The sequence below is a fragment of the Variovorax pasteuri genome, assembly GCF_051216435.1.
Taxonomy (GTDB): Bacteria; Pseudomonadota; Gammaproteobacteria; order Burkholderiales; family Burkholderiaceae_C; genus Variovorax.
In genome coordinates this window covers 13,980-30,483 of sequence record NZ_JBPJZS010000003.1, presented here as the reverse complement: position 1 = coordinate 30,483, position 16,504 = coordinate 13,980, and the positions used below count along the sequence as shown (strand labels likewise).

At 68.9% G+C, this 16,504-nt stretch carries 17 protein-coding genes; 9 read left to right on the top strand and 8 right to left on the bottom strand.

Going from position 1 to position 16,504, the window contains the following annotated elements; translation table 11 throughout:
* The first annotated feature begins 45 nt into the window (after positions 1 to 45).
* Complete coding sequence (locus tag ACSFBM_RS13620; protein ID WP_435436736.1) at positions 46 to 816, top strand: SDR family oxidoreductase; 771 nt, start codon at positions 46 to 48, stop codon at positions 814 to 816.
* A 615-nt stretch (positions 817 to 1,431) separates the two neighbouring features.
* Here ACSFBM_RS13620 and ACSFBM_RS13615 read toward each other — a convergent pair.
* The 6 genes from ACSFBM_RS13615 to glyQ all read right to left on the bottom strand — a co-directional run bounded on the left by ACSFBM_RS13615 (position 1,432) and on the right by glyQ (position 7,509).
* The gene (locus ACSFBM_RS13615; RefSeq protein WP_435484825.1) at positions 1,432 to 2,397 is read right to left on the bottom strand and encodes a M48 family metallopeptidase; all 966 of its coding nucleotides are present in this window, start codon (positions 2,395 to 2,397) and stop codon (positions 1,432 to 1,434) included.
* Positions 2,398 to 2,417: 20 nt separating this feature from the next.
* Entirely contained in the window at positions 2,418 to 3,185 is a 768-nt protein-coding gene (locus tag ACSFBM_RS13610) for a lysophospholipid acyltransferase family protein (protein WP_435436734.1), read from the bottom strand.
* Positions 3,185 to 3,763, bottom strand: a complete 579-nt coding sequence (gene gmhB, locus ACSFBM_RS13605) for a D-glycero-beta-D-manno-heptose 1,7-bisphosphate 7-phosphatase (protein WP_435484824.1) — start codon at positions 3,761 to 3,763, stop codon at positions 3,185 to 3,187. The genes ACSFBM_RS13610 and gmhB overlap by 1 nt, the downstream gene beginning before the upstream one ends.
* A 36-nt stretch (positions 3,764 to 3,799) precedes the next feature.
* Positions 3,800 to 5,932 carry a glycine--tRNA ligase subunit beta gene (gene glyS / locus ACSFBM_RS13600; RefSeq protein WP_435484823.1) on the bottom strand — a complete coding sequence of 711 codons (2,133 nt, stop codon included), beginning with the start codon at positions 5,930 to 5,932 and terminating at the stop codon, positions 3,800 to 3,802.
* Between the two features lie 95 nt (positions 5,933 to 6,027).
* Positions 6,028 to 6,579 carry a metal-dependent hydrolase gene (locus ACSFBM_RS13595; RefSeq protein ID WP_435484822.1) on the bottom strand — a complete coding sequence of 184 codons (552 nt, stop codon included), beginning with the start codon at positions 6,577 to 6,579 and terminating at the stop codon, positions 6,028 to 6,030.
* A gap of 21 nt (positions 6,580 to 6,600) precedes the next feature.
* Positions 6,601 to 7,509, bottom strand: coding sequence for a glycine--tRNA ligase subunit alpha (gene glyQ / locus ACSFBM_RS13590; RefSeq protein WP_435436730.1), 909 nt, complete (start codon positions 7,507 to 7,509; stop codon positions 6,601 to 6,603).
* Between the two features lie 225 nt (positions 7,510 to 7,734).
* Between glyQ and ACSFBM_RS13585 the strand changes: the two genes are divergently transcribed.
* From ACSFBM_RS13585 to ACSFBM_RS13575, 3 genes are all read left to right on the top strand, one after another.
* A complete protein-coding gene (locus ACSFBM_RS13585) occupies positions 7,735 to 8,706 on the top strand; it encodes a diacylglycerol/lipid kinase family protein (protein ID WP_435484821.1) in 972 nt (323 codons plus the stop codon).
* A complete protein-coding gene (locus ACSFBM_RS13580) occupies positions 8,703 to 9,524 on the top strand; it encodes a metallophosphoesterase family protein (protein ID WP_435484820.1) in 822 nt (273 codons plus the stop codon). The genes ACSFBM_RS13585 and ACSFBM_RS13580 overlap by 4 nt, the downstream gene beginning before the upstream one ends.
* A gap of 148 nt (positions 9,525 to 9,672) precedes the next feature.
* Entirely contained in the window at positions 9,673 to 10,377 is a 705-nt protein-coding gene (locus ACSFBM_RS13575) for a phosphatase PAP2 family protein (protein ID WP_435484819.1), read from the top strand.
* Positions 10,378 to 10,491: 114 nt separating this feature from the next.
* Here the strand turns inward: ACSFBM_RS13575 and ACSFBM_RS13570 are convergent, their stop codons facing one another.
* The gene (locus ACSFBM_RS13570; protein ID WP_435484818.1) at positions 10,492 to 11,562 is read right to left on the bottom strand and encodes an asparaginase; all 1,071 of its coding nucleotides are present in this window, start codon (positions 11,560 to 11,562) and stop codon (positions 10,492 to 10,494) included.
* A 171-nt stretch (positions 11,563 to 11,733) separates the two neighbouring features.
* Here ACSFBM_RS13570 and ACSFBM_RS13565 point away from each other — a divergent pair, with 171 nt between their 5' ends.
* Positions 11,734 to 12,411 (top strand): TetR family transcriptional regulator C-terminal domain-containing protein, encoded by a 678-nt coding sequence (locus tag ACSFBM_RS13565; protein ID WP_435436725.1) that lies wholly within the window; start codon positions 11,734 to 11,736, stop codon positions 12,409 to 12,411.
* A gap of 14 nt (positions 12,412 to 12,425) precedes the next feature.
* Here ACSFBM_RS13565 and ACSFBM_RS13560 read toward each other — a convergent pair whose 3' ends face one another.
* Complete coding sequence (locus ACSFBM_RS13560) at positions 12,426 to 12,761, bottom strand: hypothetical protein (RefSeq protein WP_435484817.1); 336 nt, start codon at positions 12,759 to 12,761, stop codon at positions 12,426 to 12,428.
* A 205-nt stretch (positions 12,762 to 12,966) separates the two neighbouring features.
* Between ACSFBM_RS13560 and ACSFBM_RS13555 the strand changes: the two genes are divergently transcribed.
* The 4 genes from ACSFBM_RS13555 (at position 12,967) to ACSFBM_RS13540 (ending at position 16,503) form a co-directional block, all read left to right on the top strand.
* Positions 12,967 to 13,554 carry a Dps family protein gene (locus ACSFBM_RS13555; RefSeq protein ID WP_435484816.1) on the top strand — a complete coding sequence of 196 codons (588 nt, stop codon included), beginning with the start codon at positions 12,967 to 12,969 and terminating at the stop codon, positions 13,552 to 13,554.
* A 156-nt stretch (positions 13,555 to 13,710) separates the two neighbouring features.
* Positions 13,711 to 14,298: an NAD(P)H-dependent oxidoreductase gene (locus ACSFBM_RS13550; protein ID WP_435436722.1), complete on the top strand. Its 588-nt coding sequence runs from the start codon at positions 13,711 to 13,713 to the stop codon at positions 14,296 to 14,298.
* On the top strand, positions 14,295 to 15,608 hold the full coding sequence (locus ACSFBM_RS13545; protein WP_435484815.1) for an amidohydrolase family protein: 1,314 nt from the start codon (positions 14,295 to 14,297) through the stop codon (positions 15,606 to 15,608). Before ACSFBM_RS13550 ends, ACSFBM_RS13545 begins: the two co-directional genes overlap by 4 nt.
* Positions 15,609 to 15,639: 31 nt before the next feature.
* Complete coding sequence (locus ACSFBM_RS13540; RefSeq protein ID WP_435484814.1) at positions 15,640 to 16,503, top strand: creatininase family protein; 864 nt, start codon at positions 15,640 to 15,642, stop codon at positions 16,501 to 16,503.
* The last annotated feature ends 1 nt before the right edge of the window (position 16,504 follow it).

The following is a 16,504-nucleotide window of genomic DNA, read 5'->3' as shown; positions in this document are numbered from 1 at the left end:
TAAGCTCGTTTCCTGAAAATATTTCATTCAGGAGACACCCGCACCATGGACACCACCCAACTCTTCTCGCTGAAGGGCCGCACCGCCCTGATCACCGGCGGCTCGCGCGGCATCGGCCGCATGATCGCCGAGGGCTACCTGGCCCAGGGCGCGCGCGTGTACATCTCGGCGCGCAAGGCCGCGGCCTGCGACCAGACGGCGAAGGAGCTGTCGGCCTTCGGCCACTGCGTGTCGCTGCCGGCCGACGTGTCGACGCTGGAAGGCGCGCAGGCGCTGGTCGCGGCCTATGCGAAGCACGAAGACTCGCTCGACATTTTGGTGAACAACGCCGGTGCCGCCTGGGGCGCGCCGTATGAAGAGTTTCCGGAGAGCGGCTGGGACAAGGTGGTGGACCTGAACCTGAAGACGCCCTTCTTCCTGACGCAGGCGCTGACGCCGATGCTGAAGAAGGCGGCGACGGACCATCTGTCGAAGGTGATCAACATCGCATCGATCGACGGGATCTCGGTGAACCCGCAGGAGACGTACTCGTATGCGGCCAGCAAGGCGGGACTGATCCAGCTGACGCGCCGCATGGCGCTGCGGCTGGCGCAGGACCGGATCGTGGTGAGCGCGATCGCGCCCGGGGCGTTTGCTTCGGACATGAACAAGGATGCGCGGGATCACGGCGACGTGGTGAAGGACCGCATTCCGGCGGGGCGCATCGGGGTGCCTGAGGACATGGCCGGGGCTGCCATCTACCTGGCCTCGCGTGCGGGGGACTATGTGATGGGGTCTACGTTGGTGGTGGATGGGGGGGTTACGCACGCTCGGTGAAATTTGCTTTCCGGGGCCGGGTCTCGCCCCGGCAGGCGACTTACTTTCTTTGCTTCGCCAAAGAAAGTAAGCAAAGAAAGGCGACCCCTACTGGCTGCGTCCCTTCGCTTCGCTGCGGGCAACCTGCGGTGCTCACGTTTCGCGGGGTCTCGCCCAAACTCGCTTCGCTCAAACAAGGGCGAGCCCTGATCCGCGAAACGCTGCGCTCCTCGGCGCATCCAGAAGGGGTTGGGACACCGACACGCCTTCGCTGCGCTCGGCTCCCAACAGCAAACATCCAGCAGCCAACCCCAAAGAGCCAATACCAACCGCCGCTGGCGCGCAGCGCCAGCGGCGACTTGGTGGCCGAGCGAAGCAATGGCCCGGGTGGTTCCCACCCCCTCTGGCTGCGCCGAGGAGCGGAGCGTTTCGCGGATCAGGGCTCGCAGCTGTTTGAGCGAAGCGAGTTCTGCGAGACCCCGCGAAACGCGAGCACCGCAGGTTGCCCCGTAGCGCAGCGCAGGGGTCGCAGACAGTGGGGTCGCCTTTTCTTTGCTTACTTTCTTTTGGCGAAGCAAAAGAAAGTAAGTCGCCCGCCGGAGCGAGTCCCGGCCCCGGGAAAAAACAAAGCCCCCCTCACCACCGAGGAACAGCCTCATCCTTCAGCCGCCGCCGCAGCAGGTCGTAATCAGGCATGACGCTCTCGACCGTCTCCCAGAACCGGTGCGAGTGGTCCATCACCCGCAGATGCGCCAGCTCATGCGCGACCACGTAGTCGATCACCCGCGGCCCGAAATGAATCAGCCGCCAGTTCAACCGGATCGACCCATCCGCACTGGCACTCCCCCACCGCGTGGCCGCATTCGACAACGACAGCTTCACCCACCGCACCCCCAGCAAGGGCGCGAAGTGGTCCAGGCGCTCGATGAACAGCCGCCGCGCCTGCCGCATGAGCCAAGCCTGCGCCGCATCGCGAATCTGCGAAGGCTCCGCGTTCTGGGCAACGGCGAGCCGCAGCACGCGCGGACCGTCGGCTTCGGCCGCATCGAGCGTGCCGCCGACGCTCGCGAACCCGTGCTTCGGGTCGAGCCGGATCACCACCGCCTCGCCCATGAACGGAAACTGCGCGCCGTCGCGCCAGTCGATGCGCGTGGCCTCGACGCGCGCATGCCGCTGCTGCGTTTCGGTCAGCTTGCGCAGGATCCAGTCGGCCTTCTCATGAATGGCCGCATCGACATCGCGCAGCGTGACCCAGCGCGGCGCGCGCACCGACAGCCCCTCGGCGCCGACGAGGAAACCGATGGTCTTGCGCTTGCCGCGCTTGAACTCGTAGGCCACGCGCGCGGCGCCGATCACCACCTCGCGCGAGGCCTGCGGATGCGCGAAGCGCGCGAGCGTCAGGGTGTCGGCCAGCGGCACCGCGGGCGGTGCGTGCGGGTCCACAGGTTCGGGCGGCGTGGGCGCAACGAAAGGCATGGCGGGGGGCGCCACCAGCCTGGGCTTCTTCACGCGCGGCGGCCGCGCCGGTGCGGGCGCCGGCGGCGCAAGCTCACTCCCCAGTCCCTCGAACAGATCCAACGTGAACTGAAGCAGTCCCGCCATGTCGCGTTCTCCGGCGGCCCTCAGCGCACCGCTTCCTGCACGGGCTTGGGGCTGTCGACGTAGGCCTCGGGGTCGAGGCGGCGCATCTCGGCCTCGATCCAGGCCTCGACCTCGCGCATCAACTCGTCGGGCTTGCGCCCCACGCTCGGGATCGCCGGGCCGATGGACACGTCGACCACGCCGGGGCGCTTGATGAAAGCCTTGCGCGGCCACACCTTGGCCGAGGTGACGGCAATGGGAATCACCGGCACGCCGGTCTCGCACGCGAGCCGCGTGCCGCCGCTCTTGTAGGTGCCCTTCTGCCCGCGCGGAATGCGCGTTCCCTCGGGGAACATGATGATCCAGATGCCCTGCGCGAGCAGCTTGCGGCCCTGGTTGACCACCTTGTTGAAAGCCTGCGCGCGCTGGCTGCGGTCGATGTGGATCATGTCCAGCCGCGCCATCGCCCAGCCGAAGAAGGGCACGTAGATCAGCTCCTTCTTAAACACGTAGGCCAGCGGATGCGGCATCAGCGTGGGCATCAGGAAGGTCTCGAGCGTGGACTGGTGCTTCACCAGCAGCACCGCGCCGGCGAGCGCGTCGGTGGGCAGGTTTTCCATGCCGCTCACGCGGGTCTTGATGCCCAGCAGCACGCGCGCGCCGCCGATGGCCCAGCCGAGCCAGCGCTCGGCCATCCAGTACAGCGGAATGCCGCGCTTCCAGATCGAGCTGACGCACATGATGATGCCCCAGGGCACCACGGTGACGAGCATCCAGAGTGCATGGAGAACGGAACGAAGAAACGCCATCAGACAGCCACCTGCAGTGCAGCCCGCGCTTCGCGCGCAAGCAAGAAATCGACAAAGGCGGGGAGGTCGTTGTGGACCACCGTGTTCGCCGGGTATTCGGAAGGCAGCGGATCGACGCCGCGGCAGGCCGCGCCCATGCCCGTGAGCAGCAGATGCGGCTCGCAGCCGGCGGCCGCGCCGGCCTGCAGGTCGCGCAGGCTGTCGCCGCAGGTCGGGACGCCCTTCAGGTCGATGCCGTAGCGGTCGCCGATCTGCAGGAACAGGCCCGGCTTCGGCTTGCGGCATTCGCAGTCCTCGTCGGGGCTGTGCGGGCAATAGAACACCGCGTCCACCTTGCCGCCCACGGCCGCGAGCATCTTGTGCATCTTGGCGTGCATGGCATTGAGCGAGGCCATGTCGAACAGGCCGCGGCCCAGGCCCGACTGGTTGGACGCGATCACCACGTGCCAGCCCGCATGGTTCAGCCGCGCCACGGCCTCGAGCGCGCCGGGCAGCGGGGTCCACTCGATGTCGCTCTTGACGAAGTCTTCGCGGTGCACGTTGATGGTGCCGTTGCGGTCGAGGATGACGAGTTTCATGGCTGTGTCGCCCGTGGTGGAGTCGTCAGGAGAGGATCAGACAGCCAGCCGCTCGAGCTGCGCCACGCGGTTCATCGCGGCGTGCAGCGACATCAGCAGGCCCAGGCGGTTCAGCCGCAGATCGGCCTGCTCGGCGTTGACCATCACGCCGTCGAAGAAGGCGTCGACCGGCTCGCGCAGCGCGGCCAGCGTCTGCAGCGAGGCGGTGTAGTCGCCGGCGTCGAACTGGGCGTTGGCGGCGGGCACGACCTGCGCCATGGCCGCGTGCAGTGCGCGCTCGGCGGGCTCCTGCAGCAGCAGCTCGCTGACATGCGCGTCGGCTTCAGGGGCCTTCTTCAGGATGTTGCCGATGCGCTTGTTGGCAGCCGCCAGCGCCGCGGCGGCGGGCAGTGCGGCAAAGGCGCGCACCGCAGCCAGCAGCTTGGGCACTTCGCCCAGGCGCTGCGGGCGCGGGGCCAGCACGGCGTCGACTTCCTGCGCGCTCGCGCCCTGCTCGCGCAGGCTGCCGGCAAGGCGGTCGAGAATGAAGTCCTGCAGCTCGACCGTGGCCTTGCCGCTGTCGAAACCCGCAATGTCCTTGAACTGCGCGGCAGCGTCCTGCAGCAGCGCGTCGAGCCCCAGCGCGAGGTCTTTCTCGATCAGCATGCGGATCACGCCCAGCGCATGCCGGCGCAGCGCGAACGGGTCGCGGTCGCCGGTGGGCAGGTTGCCGATGCCGAACATGCCGACCAGCGTTTCCAGCTTGTCGGCCAGCGCCACCACCAGGCCCACGGTGTTGCGCGGCAGTTCATCGCCGGCAAAGCGCGGCTTGTAGTGGTCTTCGATGGCGTCGGCCACCGCGGCATCGAGCCCGTCGTGCAGCGCGTAGTAGCGGCCCATGGTGCCCTGCAGCTCGGGGAACTCGCCGACCATGTCGGTCACGAGGTCGGCCTTGGCCAGCTGGGCGGCTTGCGTGGCCTGCGCGGCAACGGTGCTGTTGCCGAGCTTCTCCGCGATGCCGCGCGCGATGTGCATCACGCGCTGCACGCGTTCGCCCTGCGTGCCCAGCTTGTTGTGATAGACCACCTTGCCCAGCGACTCGACGCGCGAAGCCAGCGACTTCTTGCGGTCCTGGTCGAAGAAGAACTTGGCGTCGGCCAGGCGCGGGCGCACCACGCGCTCGTTGCCTTGCACGACCGCGCTCGCGTCGTCGGGCGTGATGTTGCTGACGACAAGAAACTTGTTGGTCAGCTTGTTCGACGCGTCGAGCAGCGGAAAGTACTTCTGGTTGGCCTTCATCGTGAGGATCAGGCATTCCTGCGGCACCTCGAGAAACTCGCGCTCGAAGCTGCAGACCAGCACGTTGGGGCGTTCGACCAGCGCGGTCACTTCGTCGAGCAGCGCATCGTCGTGGATGGGCACGGAGCCGCCGCCGACCTTGACGGCCGCCGCCGCGAGCTGGCGTGCGATTTCGGCACGGCGGGCCTCGAAGCTCGCGATGACCGCGCCTTCTTCCTGCAGCTGCAGCGCATAGCTGTCGGCGTCGCGCAGCACGACCGGATCGACCGCCGCCTCGAAGCGGTGGCCGTGCGTGTCGCGCCCGGCCTTCAGGCCCAGCGCCTCGATGGGCACCACGGTGCCGCCGTGCAGCGCCACCAGGCCGTGCGCGGGGCGCACGAAGCTCACGCTGCTCCAGCCCGGCAGCTCGCAGCCGCTTTCGAGCTGGTAGCTCATGACCTTCGGAATCGGCAGCTTGGCGATGGCTTCGGCCAGCGCCTTCTGCAGGCCTTCGGCCAGCGTGGCGCCCTTGGCGGTGCTTTCGTAGAACAGGGCTTCGGCCTTGCCGTCCATCGCGCGCTTCAGGCCGGGCACGGCCGAGGCGTCGGCGCCCAGCGCGCCCAGGCGCTTGAGCAGCGCGGGCGTGGGCTGGCCGGCGGCGTCGAGCCCCACAGCCACGGGCATGAGCTTTTGCGACACGGCCTTGTCGGCAGCGCGCTCGGCCACGTGGCTGAGGTGCGCGGCCAGGCGGCGCGGGGAGGCATAGGCGGTGAGCACGGAACCGGCTTCGGCCAGGCCCTGCGCCACCAGCTGGTCGCGCAGGACGCCGGCAAAGGCGTCACCGAGCTTCTTCAGCGCCTTGGGTGGCAATTCCTCGACAAACAGTTCGACAAGAAGGCTGGCAGACGACATGGCTCAAAGCGTTGTTGGAGAGGGGCCGCAAGCGGCACCGGTCACGGCCGCGCAGGAAAGCGGCGCCGTGGAGGGGAAAGAAGAAAGAATCGAATTCATGCGGCCACGGCGCCGCTGCGCCGCTCCACCGTGTGGCGCGCAACCAGCACGGCCACCGAGGCCACCAGCAAAGGTGCCCACACGACGACCATCTCGTTGAGCAGCACCGCCGCGCCGCGCGGCGAGAAGAAGCGCTTCAGCGCGATCGGCGACACCTCGATGGGGCGCCACGGGCTGAAGTACCGCACGTCGCTGAACGGCCAGAAGATGGCGATGCCGATGCCGCCGTTGGTCAGCATGTCCAGCAGCGCATGCGACAGGGTGCACAGCGCGATCCATGCCCAGCCGACCGCCCGGCGCATGCCCCAGCGCGGCGCGAGCCACCATCCGGCAAGGCCCAGCAGCAGCGCGAACGCCAGCGTGTGCGTGAAGCCGCGATGCCCCGTCATGCCGCCATAGGCGATGCCGAGCTTGAAGGCCAGGCCGTCGAAATCGGGCGCGATGGACGCCAGCATGCCCGCGAGCAGCGCCGACACCGGCACGCGCCGCGTGCCCAGCGCAATGGCTGCGCAGACGGGAACGGCGACGTGGGTGAAGACGGTTGGCATGGCGGCTGTGCGTGCAGACGGTCAGGCGGCCTTCTTCGGCGGGATCTGCGCGACCCATTCGCGCGGCGCCATCGGAAAGCCCAGGCGCTCGCGGCTTTCGTAGTAGCTCTGCGCCACGCTGCGCGCGAGGTTGCGGATGCGACCGATGTAGGCGGCGCGCTCCGTCACGCTGATGGCGCCGCGCGCGTCCAGCAGGTTGAAGCTGTGCGCGGCCTTGAGCACCTGCTCGTAGGCCGGCAGTGCGAGCTGCTCGGTCATGAGGTGCTTGGCCTGCTTCTCGTGCGCGTTGAAGGCGGTGAACAGGAACTCGGCATCGCTGTGCTCGAAGTTGTAGGCCGACTGCTCGACCTCGTTCTGGTGATAGACGTCGCCGTAGGTCACACCGGGCGCCCATTCCAGCTCATAGATGCTTTCCTTCTGCTGGAGGTACATCGCCAGGCGCTCCAGGCCATAGGTGATCTCGCCGGTGATCGGCTTGCAGTCGATGCCGCCGACCTGCTGGAAGTAAGTGAACTGCGTCACCTCCATGCCGTTGAGCCAGACCTCCCAGCCCAGGCCCCAGGCGCCGAGCGTGGGGTTCTCCCAGTCGTCTTCCACGAAGCGGATGTCGTTCTTCTTCAGGTCGAAGCCCAGGGCCTCGAGGCTGCCGAGGTAGAGCTCCAGGATGTTGCTGGGCGCCGGCTTCAGCACGACCTGGTACTGGTAGTAGTGCTGCAGGCGGTTGGGGTTCTCGCCGTAGCGGCCGTCCTTGGGGCGACGGCTGGGCTGCACGTAGGCGGCCTTCCAGGGTTCGGGGCCGAGGGCGCGAAGGAAGGTGGCGGTGTGCGAGGTGCCCGCGCCCACTTCCATGTCGTACGGTTGCAGCAGCGCGCAGCCCTTGTCGGCCCAGTACGACTGCAGTTTGAGAATGATTTGCTGGAAGGTCAACATGAAGCTGGCCGGCGTGGGCCGGACATTGGACGGTAGCGCGGCGAAGCACCGCGAAAGCGGGCGATTTTACGGTCGGAGGGCAACTCTCCCACAGCGGCTCGGGAAGTCGCCTGCTGGCCGGGCCGGCCGGCGGGTGCGACAACACCCAACCCGCCGCGTGCGACGGGTCCGCTGCAAGCGCTTCCCCGCCTTTTTCGCCCTGTTCCACCTCCCGCCTTCCCTGCCATGCCTGTGCCCGAGACCGCACCCGACGCCCCCCTGTTCATCGTGCTCAACGCCGGCTCCGGCAGCGAGGACGCGGCCGAGGCCCGCCGGGTCATCGAGGAGGGCTGCGCCGCGGCAGGCCGCCGGCACCGCATCTTCGTGATCGACGGCCCCGACCGCGTGCAGGCGCTGGCGCGCGAGGCGGTCGAGCGGGCGCGCGCGGCCGGCGGCGTGGTGGTGGCCGCGGGCGGCGACGGCACCATCAACGCGGTGGCGCAGGCCACGCTGGGCAGCGGCTGCGCCTTCGGTGTGCTGCCGCAGGGCACCTTCAACTACTTCAGCCGCACCCACGGCATCCCGCGCGACACGGCGCAGGCGCTGCACATTTTGCTGACCGAGCAGCCCCGGCCGGTGCAGGTGGGACTGGTGAACGACCGGGTGTTCCTGGTCAACGCCAGCATGGGCCTGTACGCCGAATTGCTGGAAGAGCGCGAAACCTACAAGGCACGCTATGGCCGCAGCCGCTGGATCGCCTTCGGCGCCGGGCTGCTGACGGTGCTGCGCGGCCGCCACCGGCACTGGAACCTGCGCATGGCCTGGCGCGGCAAGGAGCGCGACATCCGCACGCCCACGCTGTTCGTCGGCAACAACCCGTTGCAACTTCACCAGGTCGGCATTCCCGAGGCCGACGTGCCCGAGCAGGGCCAGCTGGCCGCCATCGCGCTCAAGCCGGTGGGGCCGCTGTCGATGCCCGGGCTGCTGGTGCGCGGGGCGCTGGGCCGGCTCGGCGATGCCGACCAGGTGCTGAGCTTTCCGTTCGAGTCGCTCACCGTGAAGACAGGCCGAGGGCTCGGCCCGCGCCGCGTCAAGGTGGCGACCGACGGCGAGATCGGCTGGGTCGACATGCCCCTGCTGTTTCGCGTGTCGCCCGAGCCGCTGTGGCTGGTCAGGCCGCAGGAAACGGCGCCCGAGCTCGAAGCGGCCCGCGAATGAGCTGCCTGCTGCAGATTTCCGACCCCCACTTCGGCACCGAGCGGCCCGACGTGCTGCAGGCGCTCGAACGGCTGTCGCTCGCGTTGGCGCCCGGCCTGGTCGTGCTGTCGGGCGACATCACCCAGCGCGCCACCGCGGCGCAGTTCGCGGCGGCGCGGGCCTTCGCCGACCGGCTGGGCGCGCCGGTGCTGGCGATTCCCGGCAACCACGACATTCCGCTGTACCAGCTGGCGGCGCGCGTCTTCGCGCCCTACGCCCGCTACTGCAAGGCCTTCGGCGACACGCTGGAGCCGGTGTTCGAATCGCCCGAGTGGCTGGTGGTCGCGGTCAACACCACGCGCTGGTACCGGCACGAAGACGGGGCCATCTCGGCGGCGCAGGTGGAGCGGGTGGCGCAGCGGCTGGAAGCGGCCGCGCCTTCGCAGGTGCGGGTGGTGGTGACGCACCAGCCGGTGATGGTCACGCGCACGCAGGACCTGGGCAACCGCCTGCACGGGCGCGAACGGGCCGTGGCGCGCTGGAGCGCGGCCGGCGCCGACCTGATCCTGGGCGGGCACATCCACCTGCCCTTCGTGCGGCCGCTGCACGACGCGTTCTCGGGCTGCGCGCGCACGGCATGGGCGGTGCAGGCCGGCACGGCCATCTCGTCGCGCGTGCGGGCGGGCCATCCCAATTCGGTGAACGTGGTGCGCGCGGACATCGCCGGCGGCAAGCGCGCATGCCGGGTGGAGCGCTGGGACTACGTGGCGAGCGACAAGGCCTTCGGCTGCGCCGAAGTATTCGGGCTTTCCCTTGCCAGTGAAGCGACGCGGCCTTAGGGTGCGCCGCATGTCGACCGAAGCCTCTCTTTCTCACCCCCTTTCTCACCCCCTTGTCATCGCTGCCCAGCAGCTCGGCGCCCATGCGCTGCCCTGGTTCCTCTCACTCCTCGCGGTTGCGGTTCTCGGTGCCGGCGCGGTCTGTCATGTGCTGCAAAAGCGCCACTTCAAGGCGCAGGACACCGAAGAGCCCAGCGAACCGCGCGTCGCGCTCGGGCTCGCGTCGGGCTTCGTGCTGATTCTTCTGGCCTCGAGCCTGTTCGCCTGGATCGCCTCGAACATTTCCGACGGCCGCGTGCTGGGCCAGGCTGACCATGCGCTGACCGACACCATCGCCGCGCAGTTGCCGTGGACCGCGCTGGTGGTGTTCAGCTGGGTCACGCACCTGGGTGACGCGGCCTTCCTCGCACCGGTATGCGTCCTGGTGGCGGCCGCGCTGTGGTGGCACAGGCACCGCGCCCTGGCGCTGGGCTGGGTGCTGGCCCTGGGTGGCATCGTGGTGCTGAACCCTGCCCTCAAGCACATCTTTGCGCGGGCGAGGCCGCTGCACGACCACGGCCTGGCGCTGGAGACGAGCTACAGCTTTCCCAGCGGCCACAGCGCGGGCGCGATCGTGAGCTACGGGATGCTGCTGTACCTGCTGCTGCGCACGCTGCCGCCGCGCTGGCACGTGCCCGGCGCGATGGCCGCCGCAGGGGCCATCGTCACCATCGCCTGCAGCCGCATCTTCTTGCAGGTGCACTTTGCAAGCGACGTGGCGGCCGGCCTGCTGACCGGCCTGGCCTGGCTGCTCGTGTGCGTGAGCAGCCTGGAATACGCTCGACACCGGGAGCTGCGGCGCGCGCTGGCCTGAGCTTGGCGCTCCGGGTCTTCGCCAGAAACACCGCGGAACCGGCTTCGCCGGGCCGCAGGTGTTGCCCCCGGAAGGGGGAAGGAGGCTACGCGAAGCGAGCAAGCCTGGGGGAGATCAATATTCCCAGAAGATGCGCTGCAGTTCCTTGGTGTCGCTGGTCTTGGTCAGCGCGACCATCGCCAGGATGCGCGCCTTCTGCGGGCGCAGGTCGTGCGCCACCACCCAGTCGTACTTGTCGTCGGGCTGCTCGGCGTTGCGGATCACGAAGCCGTCGGGCACGCGCGAGCTGCGAATGACGATCACGCCGTCGGCGCGCGCCTTCTGCAGATTCGGCACGATGCGGTCGGCCACCGAGCCGTTGCCCGTGCCGCCGTGGATCAGCGCCTTGACGCCGCTTTTGGCAATGGCGTCGATGGCGACGGAAGACACGCCTTCATAACCCATGGCAATTTCCACCGGCGGCAGCGCGCTGATGCTGTCGATGTCGAACTCCGAGTTCATGGTGTGGCGCTTGACCGGCGCGCGGAACCAGTAGTTCTTGCCCTCGACGATCATGCCCAGCGGGCCCCACTGGCTGGAGAAGGCGCTGGTCTTGATGTTGACGTTCTTGCTCACGTCGCGGCCGCTGTCGATGTTGTCGTTCATCGTCACCAGCACGCCCTTGCCCATCGCGTCCTTGCTGCCCGCCACGTTCACCGCGTCGTACAGGTTGAGCGCGCCGTCGGCCGACAGCGCCGTGCCCGGGCGCATCGAACCGACCACCACGATCGGCTTGGCGGTGTGAACGGTGAGCGTCAGGAAGTAGGCGGTTTCCTCGAGCGTGTCGGTGCCGTGCGTGATGACGATGCCGTCCACGTCGGGCTGCTTCGACAGTGCCGAGACGCGCTTGGCCAGCGTCAGCAGGTTGTCGTTGGTGAGGCTTTCGGACGCCACCTGGAACACCTGCTCGCCGCGCACGTTGGCGACCTTGGAGAGCTCCGGCAGGCCGGCAATCAGCTTCTCGACACCGACCTTGGCCGCCGCGTAGGTGGCGCTGTTGACAGCCGAGGCGCCGGCGCCGGCGATGGTGCCGCCGGTGGCCAGGATCACCACATTGGGTAGAGCCTGCTGGGCCTGCGCGAGCGCGCTGGCCGCCAGCAGTGCGGTGCCGGCCGCGAAGGCCCTGAAACGGGGAGAAAGGTACATGGAGAGCTCCTGTGTTGAAGTGGATTCTTTCGAGGCGGCGAGGAAGATACATGAACCATGCCCGCGCGCTCCGCGCGCTCATGCCGCCATGGCATGCGGCCATGCGCCAGGGTTACCATCGACCGCGCGCGACCACTCCAAGCGCCGCGCACCCAGCCGCCTTTGCCCGTCATGAACGCCGATTCCGCCGCCCTTCCCGCCTCCGCAGCCCAGGAAATGCCCGCCCCCGACGGCCCGCTCTCGCGTGCGCGTCCCGGGCGCGAACGGATCATGGCGGCGATCCGCACCGCGGCGGTCACCGAGTTCAGCCTGCACGGGCTCAAGGGCACCTCGACCCAGGCCATCGCGGCGCGCGCGGGCCTGACCAAGCCCCAGCTGCACTACTACATCGTCGGCAAGGAAGAGCTCTACGAAGAGCTGCTGATGCAGGTGCTGCACGCGTGGAAGGTGGTGTTCTCGTTCGAGGACGCCAGCGACCCGGCCACGGTGCTGGGCGACTACATCCGCAAGAAGCTCGACCACGCCATCGACAGCCCCGAGATGTCGCGCATCTTCACGCGCGAAATTCTCGACGGCGGGCGCAACCTCGACCGCTACTGGCCCAACGCGCGGGCCTGGACGCAGAAGAAGGTGGACATCATCAACGGCTGGATCGCGCGCGGGCAGATGCGACCGCTGGACGCGCGCATCCTGCTGATGCACATCTGGGCCATGACCCAGAGCTATGCCGACTACGCCATTCAAACGCGCGTGATGCTCGGCCTGCCGCCCGACGCGCCCATCGAGCGCGAACCGATCGCGCGCGAACTCGTGGCGTTCGTGCTGGGCGGCTGCGGCATCAAGCCTTGAGCAGAGGCTGCCGCCTACAGCCCGTAGACGATCCAGGCCCCGTCCGGCGATGCGGGCAGCTTGAGCGTGGTCTCGCCGATGCGCTCGAACCGGTAGGCGCGCCCACCGATGACGATCGATTTCATGTTGGTCCACACCCGGTAGTCGTAGCCCTCGGCCGTCGGCGTGACCTGCAGCACCCGGAACACGGGCGGCACGACCACGGTGATGCGCAACCGGGCGCTCGCGCCTTCACCGCCGCTGCCGGACTCCGCCGCGCACGGCAGCGGCACAAGCACCAGCGGCGCAAGGAGCAGCGCGGCTGCCGCGCCATGAAAGCGGCGCCCGGTTGGAAGCCGACTTCCCTTCATGCAAGCCCGATCCGTCAATCCAGAGGTGAGGGGCGCCACCACGGCACCCTGCTCTTGCCTATCGGCAGCGCGGGGGAAAGTTGAAGGCTGCCGACGCGCGCTGCAGGCGTTCGGCGTCATCGCAACCGGCCCTGCGGCCTACGTACGGGGCGCGATACGGGGGCTAGAACCGAAGGTTTCCAACGTCCCTTCCAGGAGCACTCCCATGGCCAGCAAACCGAAAACCACACCCGCGCGCGCCGAGGTCCAGCCGGACCTGAAGCAACCCAGCCACGAGACCCAGCGCTACGGCGAGATCGTGAAGATGCCCAACGGCCTGTCCGAAAAGGTCTGCAAGCAGAGCGTGGCGTTGCTGAACCAATGCCTGGCCGACACCATCACCCTGCGCGACATGTACAAGAAGCACCACTGGCAGGTGGTGGGCCCGACCTTCAACCAGCTGCACCTGATGTACGACCAGCACTTCGAAGCGCAGGTGCTGCTGGTCGACATCCTGGCCGAACGCATCCAGCTGCTGGGCGGCATTGCGCTGGCCATGGCGGGCGACATCGCGGAGACCACGAAGATCGCGCGCCCCCCGCGCGGACGTGAACCGGCCGCGGTGCAGCTGCGCCGCCTGGCCGAAGCGCACGAGCACATCATCATCGAGGCGCGCAAGGCGGCCGACGAGGTCGACGAGGCGGGCGACCCGGGCAGCAACGATGTGTTCGTGAGCAATGTGCTGCGCACCAACGAGCTGCAGGTGTGGTTCCTGACGGAGCATCTCGTCGCGGCCTCGCCCGTGACCTCCTGATCCTCTGAGAGCCCGGCGGGGCGCAGCAGCCCCGCCGGATGGTGTTTTTTCGCGCAGGGACCCCTGGCCCGTTGCGCGCCCCAAGCCGGTGCACCCGGATTGGCACGTCGCTTGCATAACCTGACCACTTGCTCTGATTAAGCGGTCAAACACACCATGCGCGTGCTCGTCGTCTACTGCCACCCGGTCGAAACCAGCTTCCATGCCGCCCTGCACCAGGAGGTGCTGAAGAACCTGCGCGCCGCCGGGCACGAGGTGGACGACTGCGACCTCTACGCCGAGGGCTTCAACCCAGTGCTGTCGCGCGAGGAGCGCCTGGGCTACCACGACGTGCCGGCCAACCAGCTGCCGCTGAAGTCCTATGTGGACCGGCTGCAGTGGGCCGAGGGCATCGTGTTCTGCTTTCCGACCTGGTGCTTCGGCCTGCCGGCCATGCTCAAGGGCTACTTCGACCGGCTCTTCATGCCGGGCGTGGCCTTCGACATCAGCGACCCGGCCAACGTGAAGCCGATGCTCACGCACATCAAGCGCATCAGCGCCGTGGTCACCTACGGACGGCCGCGCTGGGTGGCCATGTACATGGGCGACCCACCGCGCAAGATCGTGACGCGGTACATGAAACGGCTCACCGGCTGGGGCGCCAAGGTGGACTACCACGCCCACTACCACATGAACGTGGCGACCGAGCCCCAGCTCAAGCGCTTCATGGCGCGCGTGGGCCAGGCCATGGCGCGATTCGCATGAGCGCGCAAGGCCCCACGCCCACCCTGCTGAACAACGTGCGGCTGCCGCGCTGGCTGCTGCCGACCGACTGGCCCCAGCGCGACGGCGTGCCGGTGCTGGCGCGCGTGGCCATCGAAGCCGGCCGCGTGCAGTCGGTGCGCCCGGTGGCCGACGAAGACACCCACACCCCCTCGGGCTGGGACGTGGCCGGCACGCTGGCCCTGCCCGGCTTCGTCGACGCCCACACGCACCTGGACAAGGCCTTCACCCTGCCGCGCATGAAGCAGGTGCAGCCCGGCCTGCTGGGCGCCATCGACGCAATGCTGGCCGACCGCGTGCACTGGACGCCCGCCGACGTGCGCGAGCGCGCCGCGCGCGGACTGCAGTGGGCCTGGGAATGCGGCACCACGCACGTGCGCACGCACGTCGACTGGTGGGAGCCCGACGCGCTGCCCATGGCCTGGCCCGTGATGGCCGAGCTGGCGCAGGAGTGGGCCGGCAGGGTGCGCCTGGAGCAGGTGAGCCTCATCAAGCTGCCGCTGTTCGAAGACGCGGCGCAGGCCCTGCGGCTCGCCCGACAGGTCAAGGCCACCGGGCCGCATGCGCTGCTGGGCGGCTTCGTGCACTCCACCAACTGGAGCGAGAACGCGCTGCGCAATTTGCTGGTGTCGGCGCAGGCCTGCGACCTGGACATCGACCTGCACGTGGACGAGGAGCTCAACGCCGCGGCGGTCGGCCTGCAGACCACGGCACGCATCCTGCGCGAGATCGGCTACGAAGGCCGCGTGGTCTGCGGCCACGTCTGCGCGCTGGCGGCCCAGCCCGAGGCGCAGGCCCTCGCCACGCTCGATGCGGTGGCGCGCGCGCCGATCACGGTGGTCTCCCTGCCCGCCACCAACCTGCTGCTGCAGGACGCCGTCACCGGGCGCACGCCGCGGCTGCGCGGCATCACGCTGGTGAAGGAAGCGCGCGAGCGCGGCATTCCACTGCTGTTCGCGAGCGACAACGTGCAGGACCCCTTCTGCCGGCTCGGCAGCTTCGACCCGGTGGAGGCGCTGGGCACGGCCGCGCTGGTGGCGCAGCTCGACGAGCCCTTCGACACCTGGTCGCAGGCGCTGTGCCGCGGCGACTGGCTGCGGCGCTCGCCGGCGCCGGCCCATCCCACGCTGGTCGGCCAGGCGGCCGACCTGGTGCTCTTCACCGACGCCGACCGCCACGGCTGGCCCTCGCGCACCGCGAGCCGCGTGGTGCTGCGCGACGGCCGCGTGACGCGCGGCGCCGTGCCCGCGGCGTGGCTGCAGCGCACCGGCGACGCACTTTGCGTTCAGTGACCCCACACACGAACCACCGACAAGGACCCCCATGCTCCACGGCTACATTCCGCCCCACCGCTTCCTGCCCTATCTGAGCTGGACCGAGATCGCCGCACTGCCCGACCGCGAGAACACCGTCATCGTGCTGCCCTGCGGCGCCATCGAGCAGCACGGCCCGCACCTGCCGTGCTCGGTCGACAGCGTGATCAGTTCCGGCGTGATGGGCAAGGCGCTGGAGAAGCTGCCGGCCGACGTGCGCGCCTTTGCGCTGCCGACCATCACCTACGGCAAGTCGGAAGAGCACCTGCACTTTCCCGGCACCATGACGCTGACCGGCACCACGCTGCTGTCGACGGTGATCGAGATCGGCGAGTCGGTCTACCGCTCGGGCTTTCGCAAGCTGCTGTTCGCCAACGGCCACGGCGGCCAGCCGCAGGTGCTGGAGATGGCGGCGCGCGAACTGCGCCTGCGCCACGGCGACTTCGTGATCGTGCCGCACGGCGTGTCGCGCCTGCCCAGCGCGGCGAGCAAGCAGGTGAGCGAGCAGGAGAAGAAGCTCGCGATGCATGCGGGCCACTCCGAAACCGCGCTGATGCTGGCCCTGGCGCCCGACACGGTGCACATGGAGCGCGCGGTGGCCAACTTTCCGCCGCCCTTTCCCATCAAGCTGCTGTCGGCCGACGGCCGCCCGGCCTGCGCGTGGACCGCGCGCGACTTCGGGCCGAGCGGCGTCATCGGCGACCCGACCACGGCCACGCGCGAGCAGGGCGAGGAAATTCTGGACACGCTTTCCGACAGCTGGGCTCAGGCGCTCACCGAGCTCTACGCGCTGCGCTGGGTGGTGCGCGAAGAGGCGACCTGGGAGCGCGGCCACCAGCAGGGTTTCATCCAGCAGCACTTCGAACCGGCCTGAG